20 protein-coding genes and 1 pseudogene are annotated in these 23,201 nt (G+C 73.3%); 3 read left to right on the top strand and 18 right to left on the bottom strand.

The annotated features are described in order from the left end of the window. Window positions 1–204: 204 nt before the first annotated feature. The 14 genes and pseudogenes from ACWD3O_RS11825 to pgsA form a co-directional block, all read right to left on the bottom strand. The gene (locus ACWD3O_RS11825; protein WP_451410952.1) at window positions 205–744 is read right to left on the bottom strand and encodes an adenine phosphoribosyltransferase; all 540 of its coding nucleotides are present in this window, start codon (window positions 742–744) and stop codon (window positions 205–207) included. 4 nt (window positions 745–748) lie between these two features. After that, window positions 749–1,837 (bottom strand): protein translocase subunit SecF, encoded by a 1,089-nt coding sequence (secF, locus tag ACWD3O_RS11830; RefSeq protein ID WP_451410953.1) that lies wholly within the window; start codon window positions 1,835–1,837, stop codon window positions 749–751. A gap of 1 nt (window position 1,838) precedes the next feature. Continuing rightward, a complete protein-coding gene (secD, locus tag ACWD3O_RS11835; protein WP_451410954.1) occupies window positions 1,839–3,611 on the bottom strand; it encodes a protein translocase subunit SecD in 1,773 nt (590 codons plus the stop codon). Between the two features lie 143 nt (window positions 3,612–3,754). Continuing rightward, window positions 3,755–4,186, bottom strand: a complete 432-nt coding sequence (gene yajC / locus ACWD3O_RS11840) for a preprotein translocase subunit YajC (RefSeq protein ID WP_451415749.1) — start codon at window positions 4,184–4,186, stop codon at window positions 3,755–3,757. Between the two features lie 178 nt (window positions 4,187–4,364). Then, on the bottom strand, window positions 4,365–5,492 hold the full coding sequence (ruvB, locus tag ACWD3O_RS11845) for a Holliday junction branch migration DNA helicase RuvB (RefSeq protein WP_451415750.1): 1,128 nt from the start codon (window positions 5,490–5,492) through the stop codon (window positions 4,365–4,367). A 9-nt stretch (window positions 5,493–5,501) separates the two neighbouring features. Continuing rightward, entirely contained in the window at window positions 5,502–6,116 is a 615-nt protein-coding gene (gene ruvA / locus ACWD3O_RS11850; RefSeq protein WP_451410956.1) for a Holliday junction branch migration protein RuvA, read from the bottom strand. Window positions 6,117–6,430: 314 nt separating this feature from the next. After that, window positions 6,431–6,952 (bottom strand): annotated as a pseudogene (gene ruvC / locus ACWD3O_RS11855) (crossover junction endodeoxyribonuclease RuvC); the annotation flags it as partial. A 142-nt stretch (window positions 6,953–7,094) separates the two neighbouring features. Next, the gene (locus ACWD3O_RS11860) at window positions 7,095–7,847 is read right to left on the bottom strand and encodes a YebC/PmpR family DNA-binding transcriptional regulator (RefSeq protein ID WP_451410957.1); all 753 of its coding nucleotides are present in this window, start codon (window positions 7,845–7,847) and stop codon (window positions 7,095–7,097) included. A 48-nt stretch (window positions 7,848–7,895) separates the two neighbouring features. Further along, the gene (pdxT, locus tag ACWD3O_RS11865; RefSeq protein ID WP_451415751.1) at window positions 7,896–8,510 is read right to left on the bottom strand and encodes a pyridoxal 5'-phosphate synthase glutaminase subunit PdxT; all 615 of its coding nucleotides are present in this window, start codon (window positions 8,508–8,510) and stop codon (window positions 7,896–7,898) included. 8 nt (window positions 8,511–8,518) lie between these two features. Then, the gene (gene pdxS, locus ACWD3O_RS11870; RefSeq protein WP_356134157.1) at window positions 8,519–9,430 is read right to left on the bottom strand and encodes a pyridoxal 5'-phosphate synthase lyase subunit PdxS; all 912 of its coding nucleotides are present in this window, start codon (window positions 9,428–9,430) and stop codon (window positions 8,519–8,521) included. 115 nt (window positions 9,431–9,545) lie between these two features. Continuing rightward, entirely contained in the window at window positions 9,546–10,088 is a 543-nt protein-coding gene (locus tag ACWD3O_RS11875) for a hypothetical protein (protein ID WP_451415752.1), read from the bottom strand. 665 nt (window positions 10,089–10,753) lie between these two features. Continuing rightward, window positions 10,754–11,917: a glycosyltransferase family 4 protein gene (locus ACWD3O_RS11880; RefSeq protein WP_451410960.1), complete on the bottom strand. Its 1,164-nt coding sequence runs from the start codon at window positions 11,915–11,917 to the stop codon at window positions 10,754–10,756. Next, window positions 11,914–12,834 carry a phosphatidylinositol mannoside acyltransferase gene (locus tag ACWD3O_RS11885; protein ID WP_451415753.1) on the bottom strand — a complete coding sequence of 307 codons (921 nt, stop codon included), beginning with the start codon at window positions 12,832–12,834 and terminating at the stop codon, window positions 11,914–11,916. Before ACWD3O_RS11885 ends, ACWD3O_RS11880 begins: the two co-directional genes overlap by 4 nt. Next, on the bottom strand, window positions 12,831–13,475 hold the full coding sequence (gene pgsA / locus ACWD3O_RS11890) for a phosphatidylinositol phosphate synthase (RefSeq protein ID WP_451410962.1): 645 nt from the start codon (window positions 13,473–13,475) through the stop codon (window positions 12,831–12,833). The genes ACWD3O_RS11885 and pgsA overlap by 4 nt, the downstream gene beginning before the upstream one ends. A 292-nt stretch (window positions 13,476–13,767) precedes the next feature. Here pgsA and ACWD3O_RS11895 point away from each other — a divergent pair, with 292 nt between their 5' ends. Further along, window positions 13,768–15,966 carry an elongation factor G-like protein EF-G2 gene (locus tag ACWD3O_RS11895; protein WP_451415754.1) on the top strand — a complete coding sequence of 733 codons (2,199 nt, stop codon included), beginning with the start codon at window positions 13,768–13,770 and terminating at the stop codon, window positions 15,964–15,966. A 250-nt stretch (window positions 15,967–16,216) separates the two neighbouring features. Next, window positions 16,217–17,836, top strand: coding sequence for a hypothetical protein (locus ACWD3O_RS11900; protein ID WP_451415828.1), 1,620 nt, complete (start codon window positions 16,217–16,219; stop codon window positions 17,834–17,836). A gap of 22 nt (window positions 17,837–17,858) precedes the next feature. Here the strand turns inward: ACWD3O_RS11900 and ACWD3O_RS11905 are convergent, their stop codons facing one another. Continuing rightward, window positions 17,859–18,419, bottom strand: a complete 561-nt coding sequence (locus tag ACWD3O_RS11905) for an HIT family protein (protein ID WP_451410964.1) — start codon at window positions 18,417–18,419, stop codon at window positions 17,859–17,861. Between the two features lie 66 nt (window positions 18,420–18,485). On the opposite strand from ACWD3O_RS11905, the gene ACWD3O_RS11910 reads away from it, so the two are divergent. Next, window positions 18,486–19,136: a potassium channel family protein gene (locus ACWD3O_RS11910; RefSeq protein ID WP_451410965.1), complete on the top strand. Its 651-nt coding sequence runs from the start codon at window positions 18,486–18,488 to the stop codon at window positions 19,134–19,136. A gap of 26 nt (window positions 19,137–19,162) precedes the next feature. Here ACWD3O_RS11910 and thrS read toward each other — a convergent pair whose 3' ends face one another. From thrS to ACWD3O_RS11925, 3 genes are all read right to left on the bottom strand, one after another. Next, window positions 19,163–21,139 carry a threonine--tRNA ligase gene (gene thrS / locus ACWD3O_RS11915; RefSeq protein ID WP_451415755.1) on the bottom strand — a complete coding sequence of 659 codons (1,977 nt, stop codon included), beginning with the start codon at window positions 21,137–21,139 and terminating at the stop codon, window positions 19,163–19,165. A 107-nt stretch (window positions 21,140–21,246) separates the two neighbouring features. Continuing rightward, window positions 21,247–22,524 (bottom strand): hypothetical protein, encoded by a 1,278-nt coding sequence (locus tag ACWD3O_RS11920; protein ID WP_451415756.1) that lies wholly within the window; start codon window positions 22,522–22,524, stop codon window positions 21,247–21,249. Continuing rightward, window positions 22,521–23,087: a DUF4365 domain-containing protein gene (locus tag ACWD3O_RS11925; RefSeq protein WP_451410968.1), complete on the bottom strand. Its 567-nt coding sequence runs from the start codon at window positions 23,085–23,087 to the stop codon at window positions 22,521–22,523. The genes ACWD3O_RS11920 and ACWD3O_RS11925 overlap by 4 nt, the downstream gene beginning before the upstream one ends. Window positions 23,088–23,201: the final 114 nt, after the last annotated feature.

The following is a 23,201-nucleotide window of genomic DNA, read 5'->3' on the forward strand; positions in this document are numbered from 1 at the left end:
GCGTTCCGGGTCACCCGGTCGGGCCCCGGAGATCCCATGGTAGCGAGCGTTCCCCCTTCGACGCCCGTCAGCCTGACGCGGGCGCTGTTTTCCGCGGCGGGGGCGGTGCGGGAGGCAAGGGCTCGGACGCCGCGGACGGAGACGGAGGAACGGCGTCGGGCCCGGCGGAGGTCCGCCGGGCCCGACACGGTGGGGCGAGGGGGGTCAGACGACCAGGAGGGCCGCCAGGGGCGCGCCGGCGAGGGCGGGCTCCAGGCGGGCGCGGCCGCCGAGGAAACCGAGCTCCATCAGCACGGCCAGGCCCGCGACCTCGGCGCCCGCCCGGCGGACGAGCTGGAGGGAGGCCTCCGCCGTGCCGCCGGTGGCGAGGACGTCGTCGACGACCAGGATCCGGTCCTCGGCGGACAGGTCCTCCGCGTGCACCTCGATCTCGGCCGATCCGTACTCCAGGTCGTATGCCTGGCTCAGCGTGGCCCCCGGCAGCTTGCCGGCCTTGCGGACCGGAACGAAGCCGATCCCGGCCCGCACCGCCGCGGGCGCGCCCAGGATGAAGCCGCGGGCCTCCAGGCCCACGATCTTCGTCGCCCCGGTGTGCACCGCGATGTCGGCGAGCGCGTCGGTGAGCGCCGCGAACGCCGCCGGGTCCGCCAGCAGCGGCGTGATGTCCTTGAACTTCACGCCGGGCTCGGGGTAGTCCTCGACCTCGCGGATGCGGCTGAGCAGGAGCTCCTGGATGTCCGTCACGGGGTCACCGCCTCCTTCCGGAGGCCCGGCCGCTGCGACCGGTGCGCGGGCCCACCACGGCGGGCCCGGTCTCCGGCGCGTCCTCGTCGACCGCGTCCGCGTCGGCCACGGCCGTGGCACCCTCGCCGGCCTGCGCGCGCTTGGCGAGCACCCGCTTGCGCAGGGCCTTCATCTCCGGCTCGCGCTCCTTGAGGTCGGCGACGAGCGGGGTGGCGATGAAGATCGACGAGTAGGCGCCGGCCGCGAGGCCCACGAAGATCGACAGGGAGATGTCGTTCAGCATGCCGGCGCCGAGGACGCCACCGCCGATGAACAGCAGGCCCGCCACCGGCAGCAGCGCCACCACGGTGGTGTTGATGGACCGGACGAGCGTGCCGTTGATGGAGCGGTTGGCGACGTCCCGGTAGGTCCAGCGGGTCTGCTTGGTGATCCCCTGCGTGCCCTCCTTGAGGCTGTCGAAGACGACGACCGTGTCGTAGAGGGAGTAACCGAGGATGGTCAGCAGACCGATCACCGTGCCCGGCGTGACCTCGAAGCCCACCAGGGCGTAGATGCCGACGGTGATGGTGATGTCGTGGATCAGGGCCACCAGCGCGGCCAGGGCCATGCGCCATTCGAAGGCGATGGCCAGGTAGATCACGACCAGGACCATGAAGATCGCCAGGCCCTGCCAGGCCTTGTCGGCGATCTGCTCGCCCCAGCTCGGGCCGACCAGCTCGGCGTTGATCTGCTCGGAGTCGACGTCGAGCCGCTCTGCCAGTTCCGCCTTGATGGCGTCCGACCTGTCGGTGTCGATGCCGGCGACCTGGACGCGCATGCCGCCGGTGCCGAGGCCCTGGACGATGGCGTCCTGGCCGGACGCCTCCTCCGCGATCTCCTCGGTCTGGGTGACCGAGAGGCTGGTCTTCGGGGTGGTGAAGACGGCGCCGCCCTGGAACTCGATGCCCATGTGGAGACCCTTGAAGGTCAGGCCGAGGATGGCGACGACCGTGATCGCGATCGAGACGCCGTACCAGACGAAGCGCTTGCCGACGAAGTCGTAGCCGACCTCGCCGCGGTGGAGCCGGGCGCCGAGGTTGCCGAGTTTCGACATCTCAGGCCTCCTTCGGTTCGACGAGGGCGGAGGAACGACGGGTGCGGCGCAGCGGGGGCTGCACACCCAGACGCTTCGGGTCCAGGCCGGACCACGGGTGGCCGCTGGAGAAGAACTTGGTGCGGGCCAGGAGCGTCATCAGCGGCTTGGTGAAGAAGAACACCACGACCACGTCGAGCAGCGTGGTCAGGCCGAGGGTGAACGCGAAGCCCTGCACCTTGCCGACGGTCACCACGAAGAGGACGGCGGCGGCGAGGAACGACACGAAGTCGGAGACCAGGACGGTGCGCCGGGCACGGGGCCAGGCCCGCTCGACGGCGGGACGCAGCGTGCGTCCGTCGCGGATCTCGTCCCGGATGCGTTCGAAGTACACGATGAACGAGTCCGCCGTGATGCCGATGGCGACGATGGCGCCGCAGACGGCCGGCAGGTTCAGCGCGAAGCCGATGGCCGGGCCGAGCAGCGACATGATCGTGTAGGTCAGCACCGCGGAGACGCCCAGCGACAGGAGCGCGACGAAACCGAGACCGCGGTAGTAGGTCAGCAGGTAGATCACGACCAGCGCGAGGCCGATGGCGCCGGCGATCAGGCCGCCCTCGAGCTGCTCGCTGCCGAGCGCCGGGGTGACCGTGGTGACGCTGTCCTCCTCGAAGGAGAGCGGCAGGGCGCCGTAGGACAGCATGTTGGCCAGCGACTGCGCCTCCTCCTGCCCGAAGCTGCCGGAGATCTCGGCGTTGCCGCCGGTCAGCGCCTGGCTCACGTACGGGTCGGAGATGACCTCGTTGTCGAGGACGATGGCGAACTGGTTCTGCGGGCTGGGCTGCGTGGCGAGCTTGCCGGTGATGTCGGCGAACTTGTCGGCGCCCTTGTCCGTGAACTCCATGGTGACGGTCCAGCCGGCGCCGGTCTGCGTGTTGTAGACCGCCTGGGCGTCGTCGACGTCGGTGCCGTCGACCGCGGCGGGGCCGAGCACGTACTTCTGCCACTGGCCCTGGGCGTTCTGGCCGCAGGCGACCATGGAGTCGGAGGGCTTGCTGCCCTCGCCCGCGCCGGAGCGCTGCTTTGCGTCGGTGCAGTCGAGCGTGGCGTACTGCGCCTGGACCTTCTCGTCCACGGGCGCGGTGGCCGCGGGGGCGGGGGTCTCGGCCGGGGCCTCGGGGGCGCCGGAGGCGTCCGGCGAGGGAGAGGCGGTGGCGGCCTTGAGGCCCTCGGTCAGGGCACGGCCCTGCGGCGAGGCGTCCGCGGACGGGTCGGAGGCGGCGGGCGCGGAGGGCGAGTCGCTCGCCTTCCCGCTGGGCTTCCCGGAGGGCTCTGCCGACGGGGAGGCCCCGTCGGTGGCGCCCGGCGTCGGGACGGGCTGGGCCCCGGAGACCTCGGTCTGCAGCACGGGGCGGAAGTACAGCTTGGCGGTGGTGCCGACCTGGTCCCGGGCCTGCTGCGAGTTCGTGCCCTTGGGGATGTTGACGATGATGTTGCGGTCGCCCTGGGTCTGGACCTCGGCCTCGGAGACGCCCAGGCCGTTGACCCGGCGCTCCATGATGTCGACCGCCGTGGCCATGTTCGTCGGGTTGATCGCCGACTCCTGGCCCTGCTCGGCCACCGCGCGCAGCGTGATGCTGGTGCCGCCGGCCAGGTCGATGCCGAGACGCGGGGTGGTGTGACCGGAGGCGAACATGCCTCCGGTGAGCGCCACCATGGCGATCAGGATCAGGGCGAGGGCGCGTCCCGGCTTGCTCGGCGCGTTCGCGCTGCGGCCCTTCTTAGGTGCTGCCACCTTCTCGTACTCCCTCTCGGGCCGCCGCGCGCCCCTGAGGGGCCGGCGGGCGGCCATGACAAGTTCGGACCCCGTACGGAACGCGGGCGTTCCCCCCCGGGGTGCGCGGGGCGCGACCAGTCACCCCCCACGCAGGAGCGTGCCTACTTGGCGTCGGACTCGCCGTCGGTCTTCTTCGGCTCGTCCTCCGCCTTCTTGCCGAGGTCGACCTTGTCGCCGGCGCCGGCGTCCGTGTCCGCCTCGGTGAGGGAGGAGGCGTCGTCGGGAACGACGTCGTCCTTGAGGTCGGCCTCGATGCCGTGCACGATCCGGTTGTACTCGTCGTCGGGGAGCACCGCGGCGATGGCGTTCTTCGCGAAGAGCAGTTCGACGCCCGGGCCGGCGTCGAGGAGCACGGTCTCGTCGCTGACCTCCTTGACCGTGGCGTACATGCCCCCGATCGTCCGGATGCCGGTGCCGGGCTGCATCTGATTCCGCATCTCGGCCGCCTGCTGCTGCTTCTTCTTGGCCGAGCGGGTCATCAGGAACATGGCCCCGATAAGAATGATGAACGGGAAAAGGGTCAAGATATCCACGGGACGGAGATTTCCTTCGCACGACCGCGATGGTGAGCGGCCTGTTGACGGGGGCTTGGGGGCGCCGCCCCACAGGGGCGGCATCGGCGGAGTCTAAGCGAGCCCGCGCAGATGGAACAACGCCCAGCATGTCACCGGGGTTCCTTCCGTAGCGAGCTTTACCTGCCGTCACACGTCGTCACGCCCCGAACAGGTCGCCTTGTCCCGCTTGACCGGCCCGCCCGGCGCCGGGCGCGGACGCCTGCGGCGGGGTCAGTCCGAGGTGGGCCCACGCGGCGGGCGTGGCGATCCGGCCGCGGGGCGTGCGGGCGAGCAGTCCTTCCCGGACCAGGAACGGCTCGGCCACCTCCTCGACCGTCTCGCGCTCCTCCCCCACCGCGACGGCGAGCGTGGACAGGCCCACCGGGCCGCCGCCGAACAGCTTGAGCAGCGCCTCCAGCACCCCCCGGTCCAGCCGGTCCAGTCCGCGGGAGTCGACCTCGTAAACCTGGAGCGCCGCGGATGCCACCTCACGGGTGATCACGCCGTCCACCTTGACCTGGGCGTAGTCGCGGACCCGGCGCAGCAGCCGGTTGGCGATGCGGGGCGTGCCGCGGGAGCGGCCGGCGATCTCGGCGGCGCCCTCGGCGTCGATCTCCACGTCGAGCAGTCGGGCCGAGCGGTGGATGACCCGCTCCAGCTCCTGGGGGGAGTAGAACTCCATGTGGGCGGTGAAGCCGAAGCGGTCCCGCAGCGGCGGGGGCAGCAGACCGGCCCGGGTGGTGGCCCCGACCAGGGTGAACGGGGGCAGCTCGAGCGGGATCGCCGTGGCGCCGGGCCCCTTGCCGACGACCACGTCGACCCGGAAGTCCTCCATCGCCATGTACAGCATCTCCTCGGCGGGCCGCGACATGCGGTGGATCTCGTCGAGGAAGAGGACCTCGCCCTCCTGGAGGGAGGAGAGGATCGCGGCGAGGTCGCCGGCGTGCTGGATCGCGGGGCCGCTGGTGATGCGGATGGGGGCGCCCATCTCGGCGGCGATGATCATCGAGAGGGTGGTCTTGCCCAGGCCGGGCGCGCCGGAGAGCAGGACGTGGTCGGCGGTGGCGCCGCGGGCGCGGGCGGCCCGCAGCACCAGGTCGAGCTGTTCGCGGACCTTCTCCTGGCCGATGAACTCGTCCAGGTCCTTGGGGCGCAGCGCGGCCTCGACGGCCTGGTCGTCGCCGTCCGCGGACGCGCCGACCAGCCGCTCGGCGGCGGGGTAGGCGCCACCGGCGGTGCCGGCCGTGCCGTCGGACATGCCGTCGGACGTGTCGTCCCAGTTCACCGGGGTCTCCTAGCGGGCTCGGTTGAGGGTCTGCAGCGCCGCCTTCAGCAGGCGTCCGATCTGCGGGTCGGTCTCCGCCTCGGCCTGGGGGGCGACCGCCTCGACGGCGTCGTCCGCCTCGCGGGCGGCGTAGCCGAGGCCGACCAGGGCGGCGTGCAGCTGGTCGCGCCAGCCCGCCGGTCCGGCGGCGCCGGCGGTGGCGGGGCGGGGGGCCGAGCCGACGGGCGCGCCGAGGCGGTCCTTGAGCTCCAGCAGCAGCTTCTGGGCGCCCTTCTTGCCGATGCCGGGGACGGCGGTCAGCGCCTTCTCGTCCCCGGCGGCGACCGCCCGGCGCAGCGCGTCGGGGCTGTGCACGGCGAGCATGGCCTGGGCGAGCCGGGGGCCGACGCCGCTGGCCGTCTGCAGCAGCTCGAACACCTGGCGCTCGTCGTCGTCGGCGAAGCCGTAGAGGGTCAGCGAGTCCTCGCGGACCACCAGGGAGGTGGCCAGCCGGGCGTTCTCCCCCTGGCGGAGGGCGGCGAGGGTGCCGGGGGTGCACTGGACGGCGATGCCGATGCCGCCCACCTCGACCACGGCGGAGTCCGGGGCGAGGGCGGCGACGGGGCCGCTCACGAAGGCGATCATGCGGGGCGGCCTTTCGGTTGCGGGGTGGTGGCGGGTGCGGTGGTGGTGGCGGGTGCGGTGGTGGTCCGCGGGGCCGCGGCGCGCGGGGTGGTCTCCGGCGCGGCGGCGGGGGCGGGAGCGGCGGGGGCTTCGGGCCCGGTGCCGCCGGTGCCGCGAAGGCCGGGACCGGCTGCGGGGCCTCCGGGGTCGGCTGCGGCGCTTCCGGGGCCGGGCGCGGGCCCGGGCGCTTCCGGCGGCGTGGCCCCGGTGGCGGGCGCGGCCTGTGGGGGCCTGGCGCGGGCCGGGCGGGGGCGGCCGAGGGTGCGCGCGGTGTGCTGGTTCCTCAGCGCCTGCCGGTCCACCGCGAGCCGCAGGCGGTTCTGCGCCGGGGCCCGCCAGATGTGGCAGATGGCCAGGGCCAGCGCGTCCGCCGCGTCGGCCGGCTTGGGCGGGGCGTCCAGCCGCAGCAGGCGCGTGACCATGGCTCCGACCTGCGCCTTGTCCGCCCGGCCGCTGCCGGTGACGGCGGCCTTGACCTCACTGGGGGTGTGCAGCGCGACGGGGATGCCGCGGCGGGCGGCGCAGACCATGGCGACGGCGCTTGCCTGGGCGGTGCCCATCACCGTGCGGACGTTGTGCTGGGCGAAGACCCGCTCGACGGCGACGAACTCCGGGCGGTACTCGTCGAGCCACCGCTCCAGCCCTTCCTCCAGGGCGACCAGCCGCAGCGCGGGCTCGGCGTCCGTGGGCGTGCGGACCACGCCGACGCCGCGCATGGTCAGCGGCCGTCCGGCCACGCCCTCGACCACGCCGACGCCGCACCGGGTCAGCCCCGGGTCCACCCCCAGTACGCGCACCGCGTTCGCCTCCCGGCCTCGTTCCGCGTTCGTTCACGTGTTCCCGCAGGCAGGAAGGCTATCGCGCCGCACCGACAGGACCCCTGAAGCAGACGGCGGGCCGGCGGAACGTGTCCGTCCCGCCGGCCCGCCGCACGCGCGATCAGGCGTCGACCTTCTCCATGACCTCGTCGGAGACGTCGAAGTTCGCGTAGACGTTCTGCACGTCGTCGCTGTCCTCGAGCGCGTCGATCAGCTTGAAGATCTTGCGCGCGCCCTCCTCGTCCAGCTCGACCTGCATGGTGGGGACGAAGTTGGCGTCGGCCGAGTCGTAGTCGATGCCGGCGTCCTGGAGCGCGGTGCGGACCGCGACCAGGTCGGTGGCCTCGCTGAGGACCTCGAAGGTCTCGCCGAGGTCGTTGACCTCCTCGGCGCCCGCGTCCAGGACGGCGGCCAGGACGTCGTCCTCGGACAGCTCGCCCTTGGGGACGATCACCACGCCCTTGCGGTTGAACAGGTACGACACCGAGCCGGGGTCGGCCATCGAGCCGCCGTTGCGGGTCATGGCGACGCGGACGTCGGAGGCGGCGCGGTTGCGGTTGTCGGTGAGGCACTCGATGAGCACCGCGACGCCGTTCGGGCCGTAACCCTCGTACATGATCGTCTCGTAGTCGACGCCGCCGGCCTCGAGGCCGCCGCCGCGCTTGACGGCCGAGTCGATGTTCTTGTTCGGGACCGACGACTTCTTCGCCTTCTGGATGGCGTCGTAGAGCGTCGGGTTGCCGTCCGGGTCGGCGCCGCCGGTCCGCGCAGCGACCTCGATGTTCTTGATCAGCTTCGCGAAGAGCTTGCCGCGCTTGGCGTCGATCACGGCCTTCTTGTGCTTCGTCGTAGCCCATTTAGAGTGGCCGGACATCTGCCTGTCTCCTTCGCGTTACCCATCTCCGTACGAACGCCAGAGATCCTACAAGGCTCCCGCTGTCCGCTTCGCCCGCACCATCCCGGTGAACAGCGCGTGCACCCGGCAGTCGCCGGTGAGTTCCGGGTGGAAGGCGGTGGCCAGGGCGTTGCCCTGGCGCACGGCGACCACCGCGCCCTCGTGCCGGGCGAGGACCTCCACGCCCTCCCCGACCGACTCGGCCAGGGGCGCGCGGATGAACACCCCCGGCACGGGGTCGCCCGTCACCCCGGCCACGTCGAGCGGCGCCTCGAAGGACTCGTTCTGCCGCCCGAAGGCGTTGCGGCGCACGGTCATGTCGATGCCGCCGACGCTCTGCTGGCCCGAGCGCGGGTCGGCGATCCGGTCGGCGAGCAGGATCATCCCGGCGCACGTCCCGTAGACCGGCATCCCGGCCCGCACCCGCTCGCGCAGCGGTTCCAGCAGCCCGAACAGCTCGGCCAGCTTGGAGATCACGGTCGACTCGCCGCCGGGCAGGACCAGTCCGTCCACGGCGTCGAGCTCCTCGGGCCGGCGGACCGTGACCGGCGCGGCGCCGGCCTCGGCCAGCGCCGCGAGGTGTTCCCGGACGTCGCCCTGGAGGGCCAGGACGCCGATCACGGGACGGTCGTGCTCCGTCATCTCCCCGGTCACCAGCCGCGGTTGGCGTAGCGCTCCGACTCGGGGAGCACGTCGCAGTTGATGCCGACCATGGCCTCGCCCAGGTTGCGGGAGGCGTCCGCGATCACCTTGGGGTCGTCGTAGAAGGTGGTGGCCTTCACGATGGCGGCGGCACGCTTGGCCGGGTCTCCGGACTTGAAGATGCCGGAGCCTACGAACACGCCCTCCGCGCCGAGCTGCCGCATCAGCGCGGCGTCGGCCGGGGTGGCGACGCCGCCCGCCGAGAACAGCACCACGGGCAGCTTGCCGAGCTCGGCGACCTCGCGGACCAGCTCGTAGGGGGCGCGCAGCTCCTTGGCGGCGGCGTACAGCTCGTGCTCGTCCAGGCCGCGCAGGCGCGCGATGTCGCCCTTGATCTGCCGCAGGTGGCGGACCGCCTCGACGACGTTGCCGGTGCCGGCCTCGCCCTTGGAGCGGATCATCGCCGCGCCCTCGGAGATCCGGCGCAGCGCCTCGCCCAGGTTGGTCGCGCCGCAGACGAAGGGAGTGGTGAAGCCCCACTTGTCGGAGTGGTTGACCTCGTCGGCCGGGGTGAGCACCTCGGACTCGTCGATGTAGTCGACGCCGAGGGCCTGGAGGACCTGCGCCTCGACGAAGTGACCGATGCGGGACTTGGCCATCACCGGGATGGAGACCGCGCCGATGATGCCCTCGATCATGTCCGGGTCGGACATCCGGGCCACGCCGCCGTCCTTGCGGATGTCGGCGGGCACCCGCTCCAGGGCCATCACGGCGACCGCGCCGGCGTCCTCGGCGATCTTCGCCTGCTCCGGGGTGACGACGTCCATGATGACGCCGCCCTTGAGCTGCTCGGCCATGCCGCGCTTGACGCGGGCGGTGCCGGTGACGGGGGCGGACTCGGTGCCGTTGAGGGTGGACATGGGCATGCCTCACAAGGGTGCGGAGGAGTGTTGTCCCTGTGAGGAAACGCCGCGCGGCGGGGGCGGGACAAGAGCCAATGCGCAGGTCGTGGCCTGCCCCGCACGCGGCCGGAGGTCAGTTCGCGCGCTCGACGAGGGCGGCGGGGGCCTCGTCGTCCATCTCGAACGCCATCGGGAACGGGGCGTGGCCGGCCAGCCGGAACCAGCGCACCTTGCGGTGCCGGCGCAGGGCGCGGGCGGCGCGGACGGCGTCGTTGTGGAACCGGCGGGCCATCGGGACGCGGCGCACCGCCTCGGCGAGCTCGCGCACCGCCTCCTCGCCGCCGGGGGCCTCGCGGACGCCCTCGACCTGCTGCGTCTCGGCGAACACGGCGCGCAGGGCCTGGCTGAGCTCGCTCTCCGCGATCTCGCGGTGCTCCTCCTCCGCCTGGCGGGCCTCGTGCGCGGCCTCGTACAGCACGATGGAGGCGGCGGGGTCGAGCACGCCGGCGGTCGCCAGCTCCTGGGCGACGGAGGCGCGGCGCAGCAACTGGGCGTCCAGGGCGGCGCGGGCGGCGTCGATCCGGGCGTGCAGGCGGTCGAGGCGGCCGGCGGTCCAGCTCAGGTACAGCCCGATCGCGACGAGGGCGACGAGGATCCAGATCAGCGTTGCGGTCACCGCGGCAGGGTATCCGCCGCCGCTGCGGGCCTCGCAGCCACGGCGTGCGTACGGCGCCGCCGGTCCGGTCCTGGTGCGGGGCGCCGCCGCCGCCGGCGAACGGGCAAGCGTGCCGCTGGGGCCCTGTCGAGGCCCTGGGCAGCGCGCAGGCCCTCGCCTACGCACACCGCGGCTCACGCCACCCGCCCGGGCCCGGTCGAAGCAAGCGACCCTCCACGAAGGCACCACCCCCCGGGCTCTCGGCTGCGCTCAGCAGATGGACCGTGGACCCCCATCGCCCCCTGGGCGGCCCAACCGCCGCCCGCAGGGGGCGGGCGTACCCGTTGTCCACGGAGGCGTGTTCCCCCAGGGGCGCGTACCCCGCGGGATCCCGATCCCCCGCAGGGGCGAGTGCACCGCAGGAGCGCGTGCCCCGCTGGGAGACGTACCCCGCAGGGACGCATGCCCCCGCAGGGGGGGATGCCCCGCAGGGACGGGTCCCCCCGCAGGGAGGCGTACCCCGCAGGGACGGGTCCCCCCGCAGGGAGGCGTACCCCGCAGGGACGGGTCCCCCCGCAGGGAGGCGTACCCCGCAGGGCGAGTGTCCCGCAAGGGGGCCTCACCCGCTGGGGCGCATTGCTCGCGGGGGCCGTGCGAGCGGGGGGTACCGCGGGGCGCGGGAAGGGTCAGTCGCGGGCTAGGCCCCAGCGGGCCCGCAGCCCCGTGGCGCGGTCGTCCGCCGCGACCGCCGCCGCGCCCGCCGTGACCGTCTCGTAGACCGACATGATGTCCGCCCCGACCGTCGACCAGTCGAACCGCCGGACGTGCGCCCGCCCCCGCTCCCGCAGTTCGTCCCGCCGCGCGGGGTCCCCGAGCAGCCGGACCGCCGCGTCCGCCAGCGCGTCCGCGTCCTCGTTGGCGAACAGCTCCCCCGCCGCGCCCTGGTCGAGGACCTGCGCGAACGCGTCCAGGTCGGAGGCCAGCACCGGCGCCCCCGCCGAGAGCGCCTCGACCAGGATGATCCCGAAGCTCTCCCCGCCCGTGTTGGGCGCCACGTACACGTCGACCGACCGCAGCAGCCGCGCCTTGTCCTCGTCGCTGACCATGCCGAGGAACTCCACCCGGGACCGCAGCTCCGCGGGGAGCGAGGCCACCGCCTCCTCCTCGTCGCCGCGTCCGGCGACCAGCAGCCGGGTCTCCGGCCGCGCCGCGAGGATCCGCGGCAGCGCCCGCATCAGGACCGGCAGTCCCTTGCGCGGCTCGTCGATCCGTCCTATGAAGCCGATGGTGCCGCCCTGCCACTCGGGGTTCGGCTCGGCCTTGGCGAAGAAGTCGACGTCGACGCCGTTGGGGATGACCACCGCGTCGCCGCCCAGGTGCTCGACCAGCGTGCGCCGGGCGTACTCGCTGACCGCGATCCGCGCGCTGATCTTCTCCAGCGCGGCCTGGAGGATCGAGTACGCGGCGATCATCGCCCGCGAGCGCGGGTTGGAGGTGTGGAAGGTCGCCACGATCGGCCCCGACGCCGCCCAGCAGGCGAGCAGGCCGAGCGAGGGCGAGGCGGGCTCGTGGATGTGGATGACGTCGAACGCCCCGTCGTGCAGCCAGCGCCGGACCCGCGCCGCGGACAGGAAGCCGAAGTTGAGCCGGGCCACCGAGCCGTTGTACGGCACCGGCACCGCGCGTCCCGCGGAGACCACGTAGGGCGGCAGCGGGGTGTCGTCGTCGGCGGGGGCCAGGACGGACACCTCGTGGCCCTGCCGGACGAAGTACTCGGCGAGGTCCCGGATGTGGAACTGGACGCCGCCGGGGACGTCCCAGGAGTACGGGCAGACGATGCCGATCCTCATGCGCTCTCCCCCGTGCCGGGCCGCTCGTCGAGGTCGCCGGTCCACAGCCGCTGCAGCATGTGCCAGTCCTGCGGGTGCTCGGCGATGCCGGACGCGAAGGCGTCGGCGAGGTCCTGCGTCATCACGGCCGACTTCTCCGCGCGCGTCCCGCTCTCCGGCACCTCCACCGGCCGGTGGATGCGCGCCTTCATCACCGGCGTGTCGTCGTACCAGAGGGTGACCGGGAACAGCAGCGCCCCGGTCTGCTGGGCGAGTATCGCCGGACCGGCCGGCATCCGGGCCTTCTCGCCGAAGAAGTCGACCTCGACGCCGGAGGCGGACAGGTCCCGGTCGGCGACCAGGCAGACCATGCCGCCCTTGCGCAGCCGCCGGGCCAGGGCGCCGAAGGCGGAACCGCCGGTGTGCGGCAGCACCTCCATGCCCAGCCCCTCGCGGTAGGCGACGAACCGGTCGTAGAGCGTCTCGGGCCTGAGGCGTTCGGCGACGGTGGTGAACGGGGTGCCCAGGTGGGTGGTGACCCAGGCCCCGGCGAGGTCCCAGTTGGCCATGTGCGGCAGGGCGACGATCACGCCGCGGTCGCCGGCCAGGGCGTCGGTGAGCAGGTGGAGGTCCTCGGCCTCGACCGAGGAGTCGATGCGCTCCCTGCTCCAGGCGGGCAGCCGGAACGACTCCATCCAGTACCGCAGGTAGGACCGCATGCCCGCCCGGGACAGCTCCGCGAGCCGTTCGGGCGACGCGTCGGGCACCACCCGCGCCAGGTTCCGCTCCAGCCGCAGCACCCCCGCGCCACGCCTGCGCCAGGCGGTGTCGGCGATCCTCCGGCCGAGTCCGGCGGCCACCGGCTCGGGCAGCTTCTTCACGGTGGCCCAGCCGAGCCCGTACAGCGCGTCGGCGAGGCGGTCCTTCAGGCCGCTCACGAGGCGGCCCCGGCGTCGGCCTCGGCGGCCTCGCGGCGCACCGTGACCACCCGCTGGGCCAACGTGACCAGGCTGCCCACGGCGACGATCCACAGCGCGACGGGCAGCAGTACGTCGACGCCCGGGACGCCGAACGCGTGCAGTCCGGCGAGGCCGGCCGCCACCAGCGTGATCACCAGCCGCTCGGCCCGCTCCACCAGCCCGTTGACCGCCACCGGCAGTCCGATCGACTCGCCGCGCGCCTTGGTGTAGGACACCACCTGACCGCTGGCCAGGCAGAAGATCGCCACCGCGCACAGCGTCACGCTGTCCCCGCCGCCCGCGTACCACAGGGCGATGCCACCGAAGACCGCGCCGTCCGCGACGCGGTCGAGCGTGGAGTCCAGGAAGGCGCCCCACCGGCTGGAGCGGCCGAGCTGGCGGGCCATGTTGCCGTCGACCAGGTCCGAGAACACGAACAGGGTGATGACGATCGTGCCCCAGAAGAACTCCCCCAGCGGGAAGAGGGCCAGCGCACCCACGACCACACCGGCGGTCCCCAGCACGGTGACCGTGTCGGGGCTGACGCCCCGGCGGATGAGAAACGCGGCGAACGGTGTGAGAACACGCGTGAAGAAAGCACGCGCGTACTTGTTCAGCATGGCCTTCCCGAGGGTCTTGGCGGCCGGCGCCCCTGCTGGCCACCGGCCCGGCCCATCGTAGCCACGCGTCCGGGGCGCCGAAGGCGGGGCACCCACCGTGCCGGGTCACGGCCCGGACACGGCCTCCCCCCGGAGGGCGGCCGTCCCTCGTATGGACGGGTCCCGGCGACGGTGCGAAGCTCGAAGGGAACCGCGGGCGCGCCGGGCGCCGCCGCAGCGGCCCTTGGGACCGCCCGTCCGCGCCGGCGACGGCCGGCGACAGCCACCTCACCGTGCACGGGAGGGCAGGACCATGGGCGACAGGAACAAGGACCACCCCGGGGCCGCCGGAAGGGCGCGAGCGGCCGACCGGCCCGCCTCCATCCGGAACGTGGTGCTGGTCGGCCCCACCGGGTCGGGCAAGACCACGCTGGTCGAGGCCCTCGCCCGGACCGCCGGAGCGGTCAGCCGGGCGGGCCGGGTCGAGGACGGCGGCACCGTCTCCGACCACGACGAGATCGAGCAGCGCCGGCACCGCTCGGTGCAGCTCTCGCTGGTGCCCGTCGTATGGGACGGCTTCAAGATCAACCTGCTGGACACCCCGGGGTACGCCGACTTCCTCGGCGAACTCAGGGCCGGTCTGCGCGCCGCGGACGCGGCCCTCTTCGTCGTCTCCGCCTCGGACGGGGTGGACGCCACGACCCGTGCGCTCTGGGACGAGTGCGCGGCGGTCGACATGCCCCGTGCCATCGTCGTCACCCACCTGGAGTCCGCCCGCACCGGGGTGGAGGAGATGACCCGGCTGTGCGCCGAGGCCTTCGGCGGCGACGACCCCGACGCCGTCCTCCCCCTCTACCTGCCGCTGCGCGGCCCCGCCGGCCCCGACGGGCAGGCCCCGGTGACCGGGCTGGTCGGCCTGCTCACCAAGAAGCTCTTCGACTACTCCACCGGCGAACGCGCCGAGCGGGAGCCCGACGCCGACCGCGTCCCGCTGATCGAGGAGGCCCGCACCCGGCTCGTCGAGGGGATCATCGCGGAGAGCGAGGACGAGACCCTGATGGACCGCTACGTCGGCGGCGAGGACGTCGACACCGCCACGCTGATCGGGGACCTGGAGAAGGCCGTCTCCCGCGGCTCCTTCCACCCCGTCCTGTGCGCCGCGCCCGCGCCGCCCGGCGCCCGCCAGGGGCTGGGCACCGTGGAGCTCCTCGACCTGATCACCCGTGGCTGTCCCTCCCCGCCCGAACGCCACGCCCCCGCGGTCACCACCCTCGACGGCACGCCCCGCGAGGTGCGGCTCGGCGACCCCGGCGGACCGCTGCTCGCCGAGGTGGTCAAGACCGCCTCCGACCCGTACGTGGGCCGGATGTCGCTGGTCCGCGTCTTCTCCGGCACCCTGCGTCCCGACACCGTCGTCCACGTCGCCGGCCACGGGCTCACCGACCGGGGGCACGAGGACCACGACGTCGACGAACGGGTCTCCGCGCTGACCAGCCCGTTCGGCAAGCAGCAGCGCCCGGTCACCCACGCCGTCGCCGGCGACCTGGTGTGCGTCGCGAAGCTCTCCCGCGCGGAGACCGGCGACACCCTCTCCGCCCGCGAGGATCCGCTGCTGATGGAGCCCTGGGCGCTGCCCGACCCGCTGCTCCCGCTCGCCGTCGAGGCGCACTCCAAGGCGGACGAGGACCGGCTCTCCGAGGGCTTGTCCCGCCTGGCCGCCGAGGACCCCACCCTGCGGCTGGAGCACAACCGCGACACCCGTCAGGTCGTCCTGTGGTGCCTCGGCGAGGCCCACGCCGAGGTCGCCCTGGAGCGCCTGCGCACCCGCTACGGCGTGCGGGTCGACGTCGTCCCGCACCGGATGGCGTTGCGCGAGACCTTCGCGGAGCCGGCCCCCGGGCGCGGCCGGCACGTCAAACAGTCCGGCGGGCACGGGCAGTTCGCCATCTGCGAGATCCGGGTGGAGCCGCTGCCGGCCGGCTCCGGCGTGGAGTTCGCCGACGAGGTGGTGGGCGGGGCGATCCCGCGCCAGTTCGTCCCGTCCGTGGAGAAGGGGGTCCGCGCCCAGGCCGCCAAGGGCCTCGGCTCCGGACATCCGCTCACCGACGTCCGGATCACCCTGCTCGACGGCAAGGCGCACTCGGTGGACTCCTCCGACGCCGCCTTCCAGACCGCCGGGGCGCTCGCCCTGCGCGAGGCCGCCGCCGAGGCCCGGCTGCACGTCCTGGAGCCGGTGGCCGAGGTGACCGTGCTGACCGGCGACGCGTACGTGGGGGCCGTGATGAGCGACCTGTCCTCCCGCCGTGGCCGGGTGCTGGGCACCGAGCAGACCGAGGGAGGCCGCGTCCTGGTCCGCGCCGAGATCCCCGAGCTGGAGATCGACCGCTACGCCGTGGAGCTGCGCTCCCTCTCCCACGGCACCGCCGATTTCCACCGCCGGTACCTGCGGCACGAGCCGGTCCCCGAGCACGCGGTACGGCGGTTGCGCGAGAAGGCGGCCGCGCCCGCCTGACCTCCCGCAACAGTGCGCCCGGGAACGGGGGTTGACCCGGCCCCCGTCCTGGGCAGTCTGTGTAGTGCGCGACCGGAGCCGGACGGGCCGGTCCCGGGCGGACGATTCCGCCGGGGGCCACCCGGCCCGTCACCGGGCCGATAGGCTGACGAGCCGATCGACGGGCGTGCGGGCAGGCCAGGACACACCGCCGCGGAACACCGCGGCAGGGGGGGCGGAAACAACCGTGTCGAGCGACGCATTCGGGCCGATGGTGCCGGCGGCCGGCGGCGAGGGGCAGCAGGCCACCTTCGCGCTGGCCTCCGCGGCGTACCGGGACGACCCGGTCGAGAAGATTCTCGACGCCGACAACGAGTGGCACCGGTCGAAGGTCAACCCCGGCAAGTCCTGGGCCAGGATCTTCCGCCCCAACCTCGGCGAGGCCTTCTCCCGCGCGGTGATCGACCGGCTGGTCGACCCCGGCCGCAAGCCCGTCGTCCAGTCCTTCGGCATGGACCCGCAGACCGTGGTCGTCCACTGCCTGGCCGCCAACGGCCTGCGCCGCACCCGCGACCTGCGGCTCACCGCCGTGATGCTGCTGTGCGGCGTCCTCTTCCTGCCCGGCCTGCTGGCCTGGCTGCTGGTCTTCACGATCCGCGCCACCCTCGCCAAGGCGGAGAACCGCCGCACCTCCGGCATGGGCAGCCTGCTGCTGGCCGCCTTCGGCCTGCTCGCGGTGGTCTTCTTCGTCCAGATGCCCTTCGGCGGGATCTGGGCCTGGTACTCGCGCGGAGCGGTGGTCGCCCCGGTGATCGGCTGGCTCGTCGCCAAGCGGATCTGCGAGTCCACCGCCCGCGACCTGCGCGACCGGTGGGCCAGCCTGCTCTCCGGCAGCAGCATCGGCGCCAAGGTCCCCGAGGCCGTCCCCTCCAACCCCGACGAGTCGGCCGAACGGCTCCGCCAGTCCCTCAACCGCCTGGGCGCCGAGCAGCAGTCCAACGTCGTCTTCTACGCGGGCCCCAAGGGCATCCTCGGCATGGGAACACGCTGGGGCAGCTGGCAGATGGCCGAGGACCTGGTGCCCGCGGAGGCGGACAAGGAGATCTACGCCTTCCGCAGCTGGGACGTGGTCCGCGCCATCCACGCCAAGCTCTCCCTGATGGAGCGCACCCCCGTCCCCACCGAGGGCATTCCCAAGCCCTCGGTCGAGCACTGGATCGTCTCCCCCGTCCCGGAGGGCACGGACTCCGTCGCCCGGCCGGAGGGCGCCGACCTCGACGGCTTCCGCTACAAGTCGCACGCCATACAGCAGATCTGCAACCGCCAGCAGTTCGGCAGCGGCGACCGCCACTACCTGGGCGTCCAATGGGTGCTGTGGGAGGGCCAGTTGGTCCTCACCATGCTGATCACGGTCACCGTGCTCTACCAGACGCTGCGCATCGAGGTCACCGGGCACGCGCTCGGCCCCGTGCACGGGCTGTTCAACTCCAAGCCCGCCGCCAAGGAGAAGTCCGTCGACAAGGCCTTCAAGCCCTGGGAGAAGCGGACCGTCGCCCTGCCGCTGGTCGACCCCGACGAGGTGGTCCGCCTCGCCGCCCGCGCCCCGCTGACCTGGTTCCACAAGCCGCTCAACTGGCTCGGCGGCAGCCTGAGCCTGCCCGAACCGTTCGGCCTGCGTCACTCCTGGGCCGAGCAGCCCTGGCGGCACCGCTTCATGGCCGACGACGCGATGCGCGTGGCCACGCCGGTGCTGCGGGCCGTCCACCAGGCGGTCATCGGCGTGCTGGACGAGCACGGCGTCGCCACCGACAAGTTCGGCGCCCGTTCCTCCGTCGTCAGCGGAGCCGTCCAGGACCCGACCCCGCGCAAGGCCGACACCTACGACGCGTAGACCGGTCAAGCCGGCGGACCGGTCAGTCGGAGGGCCAGGCGGCGGCGATCATCGCGCGGGTGTCGGCCAGGAGCTGCGGGAGGATCCTGGTGTGCCCCACCACCGGCATGAAGTTGGTGTCCCCGCCCCAGCGGGGCACCACGTGCTGGTGCAGGTGGGCGGCGATGCCCGCCCCCGCGACCGTGCCCTGGTTCATGCCGATGTTGAAGCCGTGCGCCCCCGAGCAGCGGCGCAGCGCGACCATCGCCTGCTTGGTGAGCTCCCCCAGCTCCGCCGTCTCCTCGGCGGTCAGCCCGGTGTAGTCCGCGACGTGCCGGTAGGGCACCACCATCAGGTGACCGCCGGTGTACGGGTACAGGTTCAGCACCCCGTACACGTGGGCGCCGCGCCGGACGACCAGCCCGTCCTCGTCCGACTTGCCGGGGATCGAGCAGAACGGGCAGCCCTCGCCGGCCTCCGGACCGGTGGGCTTGTTCTCGCCCTGGACGTACGCCATCCGGTGGGGGGTCCACAGCCGCTGGAAGGCGTCCGGCGAACCCACCCCGATCTGCAGCTCCGGCTCACTCGTCATACCACGCAGCATATGGCGTCGCCCGTACGGAACGTGTCGCCGGGTGCGGCCGCCCGCCCGGGCCGACAGGCTGACCGCATGGACACCCGCGACCCCCGCGACAACCGTGCGGAGATCCCGCTCGCCGCCGCCTCCCTGCTCTTCCTCGCCGCCTACGCCCTCCTGGTCCTGGGCCACGGGCTGCCGACCGGGTGGCGGCGCCTGGCCCTCGCGGTGATCGCCGGGGCCTGGCTCGTCCTGGCCCTGGACTACGCGGCCCGCTGGCGCCGCAGCGGCCAGGGCCTGCGGTTCGTGCGCACCCACTGGCTGGACACCCTGGTGCTGCTGCTCCCCCTGCTCCGCCCGCTGCGGATCGTGCGGCTCTACGAGGCGGTGCTGCGCCGCCGGGGCCGCCCCAGGCTCTCGCTGCAGGCGCGGGTGATGACCTACGCGGGGGTCTCCGTGACGCTGCTCGGCCTGGCCGGGGCGCTCGCCGTCTACCAGCAGGAACGGGGCGCCCCCGGCGCCACCATCCGCACCTTCGGGGACTCGGTGTGGTGGGCGTGCGCCACCCTGGCCACCGTCGGCTACGGCGACGTCTCCCCGGTGACGCCGCTCGGCCGGGTGATCGCGGCCGGCCTGATGGCCTGCGGCCTCGCCCTCCTCGGCGCGGTCACGGGCTCCTTCGCCTCCTGGCTGATGACCGTCTTCGCCACGGAGGAGGAACGCGGAAGGCCCCCGGGAGCCTGAGCTCCCGGGGGCCTTCCGTCAGCGCGTCACACCTGGGCGCGGCGCTCCACCACGTCGACCAGCTTGGCGATGGCCTCGTCGCGCGGGATGCCGTTCTCCTGGGAACCGTCGCGGTGGCGGAAGGAGACCGTGCCGGCGTTCATGTCGTCGTCACCGACGATGATCATGAACGGCACCTTCTGCTTCTGCGCGTTGCGGATCTTCTTCTGCATCCGGTCCGAGGAGGAGTCCACCTCGACCCGCAGGCCCTTCTTCCTCGCGTCGGCGGCGAAGTCCTGGAGGTACTCCACGTGGGCGTCGCCGACCGGGATGCCGACGGCCTGCACCGGGGCGAGCCAGGCCGGGAAGGCGCCCGCGTAGTGCTCCAGCAGCACCGCGAAGAACCGCTCGATGGAGCCGAACAGGGCTCGGTGGATCATCACCGGGCGCTGCTTGGTGCCGTCGGCGGCGGTGTACTCGAGGTTGAACCGCTCGGGCAGGTTGAAGTCGAGCTGCACGGTCGACATCTGCCAGGTCCGGCCGATCGCGTCCTTGGCCTGGACGGAGATCTTCGGGCCGTAGAACGCGGCGCCGCCCGGGTCGGGCACGAGGGGCAGGCCCTGCTTCTCGGCCACCTGCCGCAGCGTCTCGGTGGCCTCCTCCCACACCTCGTCGGAGCCGACGAACTTCTCCGGGTCCTTGGTGGAGAGCTCCAGGTAGAAGTCGGTGAGGCCGTAGTCGCGCAGCAGGTTCAGCACGAAGGTGAGCGTCTTGTCGAGCTCCTCCGCCATCTGCTCCTTGGTGCAGTAGATGTGCGCGTCGTCCTGGGTGAAGCCGCGGGCGCGGGTCAGGCCGTGCACCACGCCGGACTTCTCGTACCGGTACACCGTCCCGAACTCGAAGAGACGCAGCGGCAGTTCGCGGTAGGACCGGCCGCGCGCGTCGAAGATCAGGTTGTGCATCGGGCAGTTCATGGGCTTGAGGTAGTAGTCCACGCCCTCGTCGAGCTGCATGGGCGGGTACATGCCGTCGGCGTACCAGTCCAGGTGGCCCGAGGTCTCGAAGAGCTTCCCCTTCGTCGCGTGCGGGGTGTAGACGAACTCGTAGCCCTCCTCCTCGTGGCGGCGGCGCGAGTAGTCCTCCATCACGCGGCGGACGATGCCGCCCTTGGGGTGGAAGACGGCGAGGCCGGACCCGATCTGCTCCGGGACGGAGAACAGGTCGAGCTCGTTGCCCAGCTTGCGGTGGTCGCGCTTCTCCGCCTCGGCGAGGAAGTCCAGGTACTGCTTCAGCTCGTCCTTGGACGGCCAGGCGGTGCCGTAGATGCGCTGCAGCATGGGGTTCTTCTCGCTGCCCCGCCAGTAGGCGGCGGCGTTGCGCATCAGCTTGAACGCGGGGATCAGCCGGGTGGAGGGCAGGTGGGGACCGCGGCAGAGGTCCTTCCAGCACAGCTCGCCGGTCTTGGCGTCCAGGTTGTCGTAGATGGTCAGCTCGCCGGCGCCCACCTCGACGTCCGCGCCGTCGTCCGAGGACGCGGAGCCCTTGAGGCCGATCAGCTCCAGCTTGTACGGCTCGTCGGCCAGCTCCTCGCGGGCGGCCTCGTCCGTCACCACGCGTCGGGCGAACTTCTGCCCGCGCTTCTGGATCTCCTGCATCTTCTTCTCGACGGCCTTGAGGTCCTCGGGGGTGAACGGCTTCTCGACGTCGAAGTCGTAGTAGAAGCCGTCCTTGACCGGCGGGCCGATGCCCAGCTTGGCCTCCGGGAAGAGCTCCTGGACGGCCTGGGCCATGACGTGCGCGGTGGAGTGCCGGAGGATGTTGAGCCCGTCCTCGGAGGAGATCTCCACGGCCTCGACGGTCTCGCCGTCCTGCGGCTCGTAGGAGAGGTCCTTGAGCTCGCCCCCGACACGGGCGGCGACGATCGAGCGCTCACCGGCGAAGAGGTCGGCGGCCGTAGTGCCCGTCGTCACCACGCGTTCTTCCCGCTCGGAATCGCGTTGGATGATCACACGGACGTCTGACACCGGTCTCTCCTGACTGAAGGCCTCGCTGAGACTGAGGAAGTCTCGACACGTCACAGGCGACGTGACACCGGAATCCTACCGAGCCGCGCGGGCCGGGCGCGAAGCGGTCAACCCTCGCAGTCGCCGCCGCAGGCCTCCTCGAAGAAGTCGAGGTTCTCCTGGAGGGACTTCATCAGGCGGTCGCGTTCCGCGTCGTCGACGGCGACGGGGGTGACGCCGCAGGCGCCGACGAGGCGGCGGAATCCGGCCCGGCTGTCGAGGCGGCCGTCGACGCGGACCGGCAGGCCGACCAGGTGGGCCTGGCCGACGATGCGGTACGACTCCTCGTCGAGCGGGATCCGCACGTGCGGCACCTCCGCCCCGGCGAGCACCCGCAGCCGCACCGTGCCGCCGCGGTCCGCCCCGGTGCGGCGCAGCCGGTCCACGGTGCCGGTGAGCCGCACGGAGACGGAGGGCTCGGCGCACTGGTAGCGGGCGCCGGCCTCGCGGAGGGAGGGCAGGTCGCCGGGCGAGAACTCGACCGGTTCCGCGTCGGGCCCGCAGCCCTCGGGCACCCCGGCCGCGGGCGCCCAGGAGACGGTGACGGCGGCTCCCTCGGTCCCGCGCACCAGGGAGATCAGCGCCTCGGTGAGCTCGCGGCTGACGCCTGCGGCGACGGCGGCGTCGAAGGCGTCCATGCCCCCGGTGGCCCGCCGGTGGTCGATCGCCTCGCGCGCGGCGTGCAGCGCGTGGTGCAGCCGGACGGCCAGCGGGCGGGCGGCGGCGACCGGGGCGAAGGCGGTGAGCACCCGCCCGCCGGAGGTGGCGCCGAGCAGCAGCACGTCGTCCAGCGTGGCCGCGGCGGCGCGGCGGTGGCGGGCGCCGTGGTAGCCGGTGCGGGCGCGCCCGGCCAGCGCGGCGGCGAGCAGGGTGTGGCGGGCGGCCTGCCGCAGTCCCTCCTCCGCGGTCCAGGGCGCGGCGGCGGGCCCCGCGCCGTGGCCCGCGGGGACGTCGCGCCGCCAGCGGATCTCGTCGCTGGGCACGGTGAGGGCGAGCAGGATCTCCCGGGCGGCGGGCTCGCCGAGGCGGGCGAGGGCGTCCAGCGCCTCGCCGAGGAGGTCGGCGCTGTCGGGGAAGCCGCGGTGCTCCGGCACCAGCAGGCTGGTCCGCTCGCCGCGCGGTCCGGGCGGCGTCCAGCGGCCGTAGCGGCCGGGGGCGCCGCCGCGCCGCCGCCAGCCGTGCCGGGCGAGCAGGGCGGCGAGCACGGCGGGGTCGACCAGGCCGGGGTCGGGCAGGGCCTCCTGGGGCCGCGGCCCCACGCCCTGCCGCGGCCCGTGCCGGCGCGGCGTCAGAGGGCGCACGGTGTCCCCCGCGCGGCCGGGGTCGTCGATCGGGCGGTGCGTCACGGTATGCCTCCCCTTCCGACCCGGTTCATGATGTCGCAGAGCGCCCGGTCGTCGAAGATGCGCGAGGTCGGCACCCGCACGGTGGTGCGGGTGCGGCCGGTGACCGGGTGGCCGGCGAGGTTGACCCAGTAGCAGCAGTGCCTCAGGTCGAGCCGGTCGTGCCCCGCGGTCAGCCACTGGTCGCGGGCCCGGGGCACCAGCATCACCACGAGGATCTTGTGGACGGTGACGGGGGTGCGGGCCAGCTTGGCCAGGTGACCGTTGTCCAGCGTGAAGGAGAAGTGCCGGCCCGGCGGGCGGGGCGGTATCTGGTAGGTGCTCTTCAGCTGGACCTTGATGGTGACCTCGTCGTCCACCGTGTGGCCGGGTGAGCTGTGGCTGATGTGCCAGTCGATCCCGTTGTCGGGGAACGGCTGGGACAGCGAGCAGCCCGCGGCGGCCGCCACGGCGTGCAGGTATCCCACCTGGAGCGTCTCCATGCAGGCGGTGGTGGCGAGTGTGCCGCGCGGGTGCGCCGTGCGGTCGGGCAGCAGCCCGCCGCGCTCGGGCTGCGCCGTAGCCATGCCCAACAGCCTCTCCGGCCGGACGAGTCGAGGACCGGGCCGCTGAACTGCGCCGACCCGTATCTCTGTTGTCTCCTCCCGGCGTACGGCGCAAACGGCCCGGGTATCACCGGT

The sequence above is a fragment of the Streptomyces sp. NPDC002640 genome, from assembly GCF_053592575.1.

What these genes read in the sequence shown, in the direction of transcription:
- secF (WP_451410953.1), bottom strand. Translation starts at nt 1,837, where the DNA reads ATGTCGAAACTCGGCAACCTCGGCGCCCGGCTCCACCGCGGCGAGGTC.
- ruvA (WP_451410956.1), bottom strand. Translation starts at nt 6,116, where the DNA reads ATGATCGCCTTCGTGAGCGGCCCCGTCGCCGCCCTCGCCCCGGACTCC.
- ACWD3O_RS11860 (WP_451410957.1), bottom strand. Translation starts at nt 7,847, where the DNA reads ATGTCCGGCCACTCTAAATGGGCTACGACGAAGCACAAGAAGGCCGTG.
- pdxT (WP_451415751.1), bottom strand. Translation starts at nt 8,510, where the DNA reads ATGACGGAGCACGACCGTCCCGTGATCGGCGTCCTGGCCCTCCAGGGC.
- pdxS (WP_356134157.1), bottom strand. Translation starts at nt 9,430, where the DNA reads ATGTCCACCCTCAACGGCACCGAGTCCGCCCCCGTCACCGGCACCGCC.
- ACWD3O_RS11880 (WP_451410960.1), bottom strand. Translation starts at nt 11,917, where the DNA reads ATGAGGATCGGCATCGTCTGCCCGTACTCCTGGGACGTCCCCGGCGGC.
- pgsA (WP_451410962.1), bottom strand. Translation starts at nt 13,475, where the DNA reads ATGCTGAACAAGTACGCGCGTGCTTTCTTCACGCGTGTTCTCACACCG.
- ACWD3O_RS11895 (WP_451415754.1), top strand. Translation starts at nt 13,768, where the DNA reads ATGGGCGACAGGAACAAGGACCACCCCGGGGCCGCCGGAAGGGCGCGA.
- ACWD3O_RS11900 (WP_451415828.1), top strand. Translation starts at nt 16,217, where the DNA reads ATGGTGCCGGCGGCCGGCGGCGAGGGGCAGCAGGCCACCTTCGCGCTG.
- ACWD3O_RS11905 (WP_451410964.1), bottom strand. Translation starts at nt 18,419, where the DNA reads ATGCTGCGTGGTATGACGAGTGAGCCGGAGCTGCAGATCGGGGTGGGT.
- ACWD3O_RS11910 (WP_451410965.1), top strand. Translation starts at nt 18,486, where the DNA reads ATGGACACCCGCGACCCCCGCGACAACCGTGCGGAGATCCCGCTCGCC.
- ACWD3O_RS11925 (WP_451410968.1), bottom strand. Translation starts at nt 23,087, where the DNA reads ATGGCTACGGCGCAGCCCGAGCGCGGCGGGCTGCTGCCCGACCGCACG.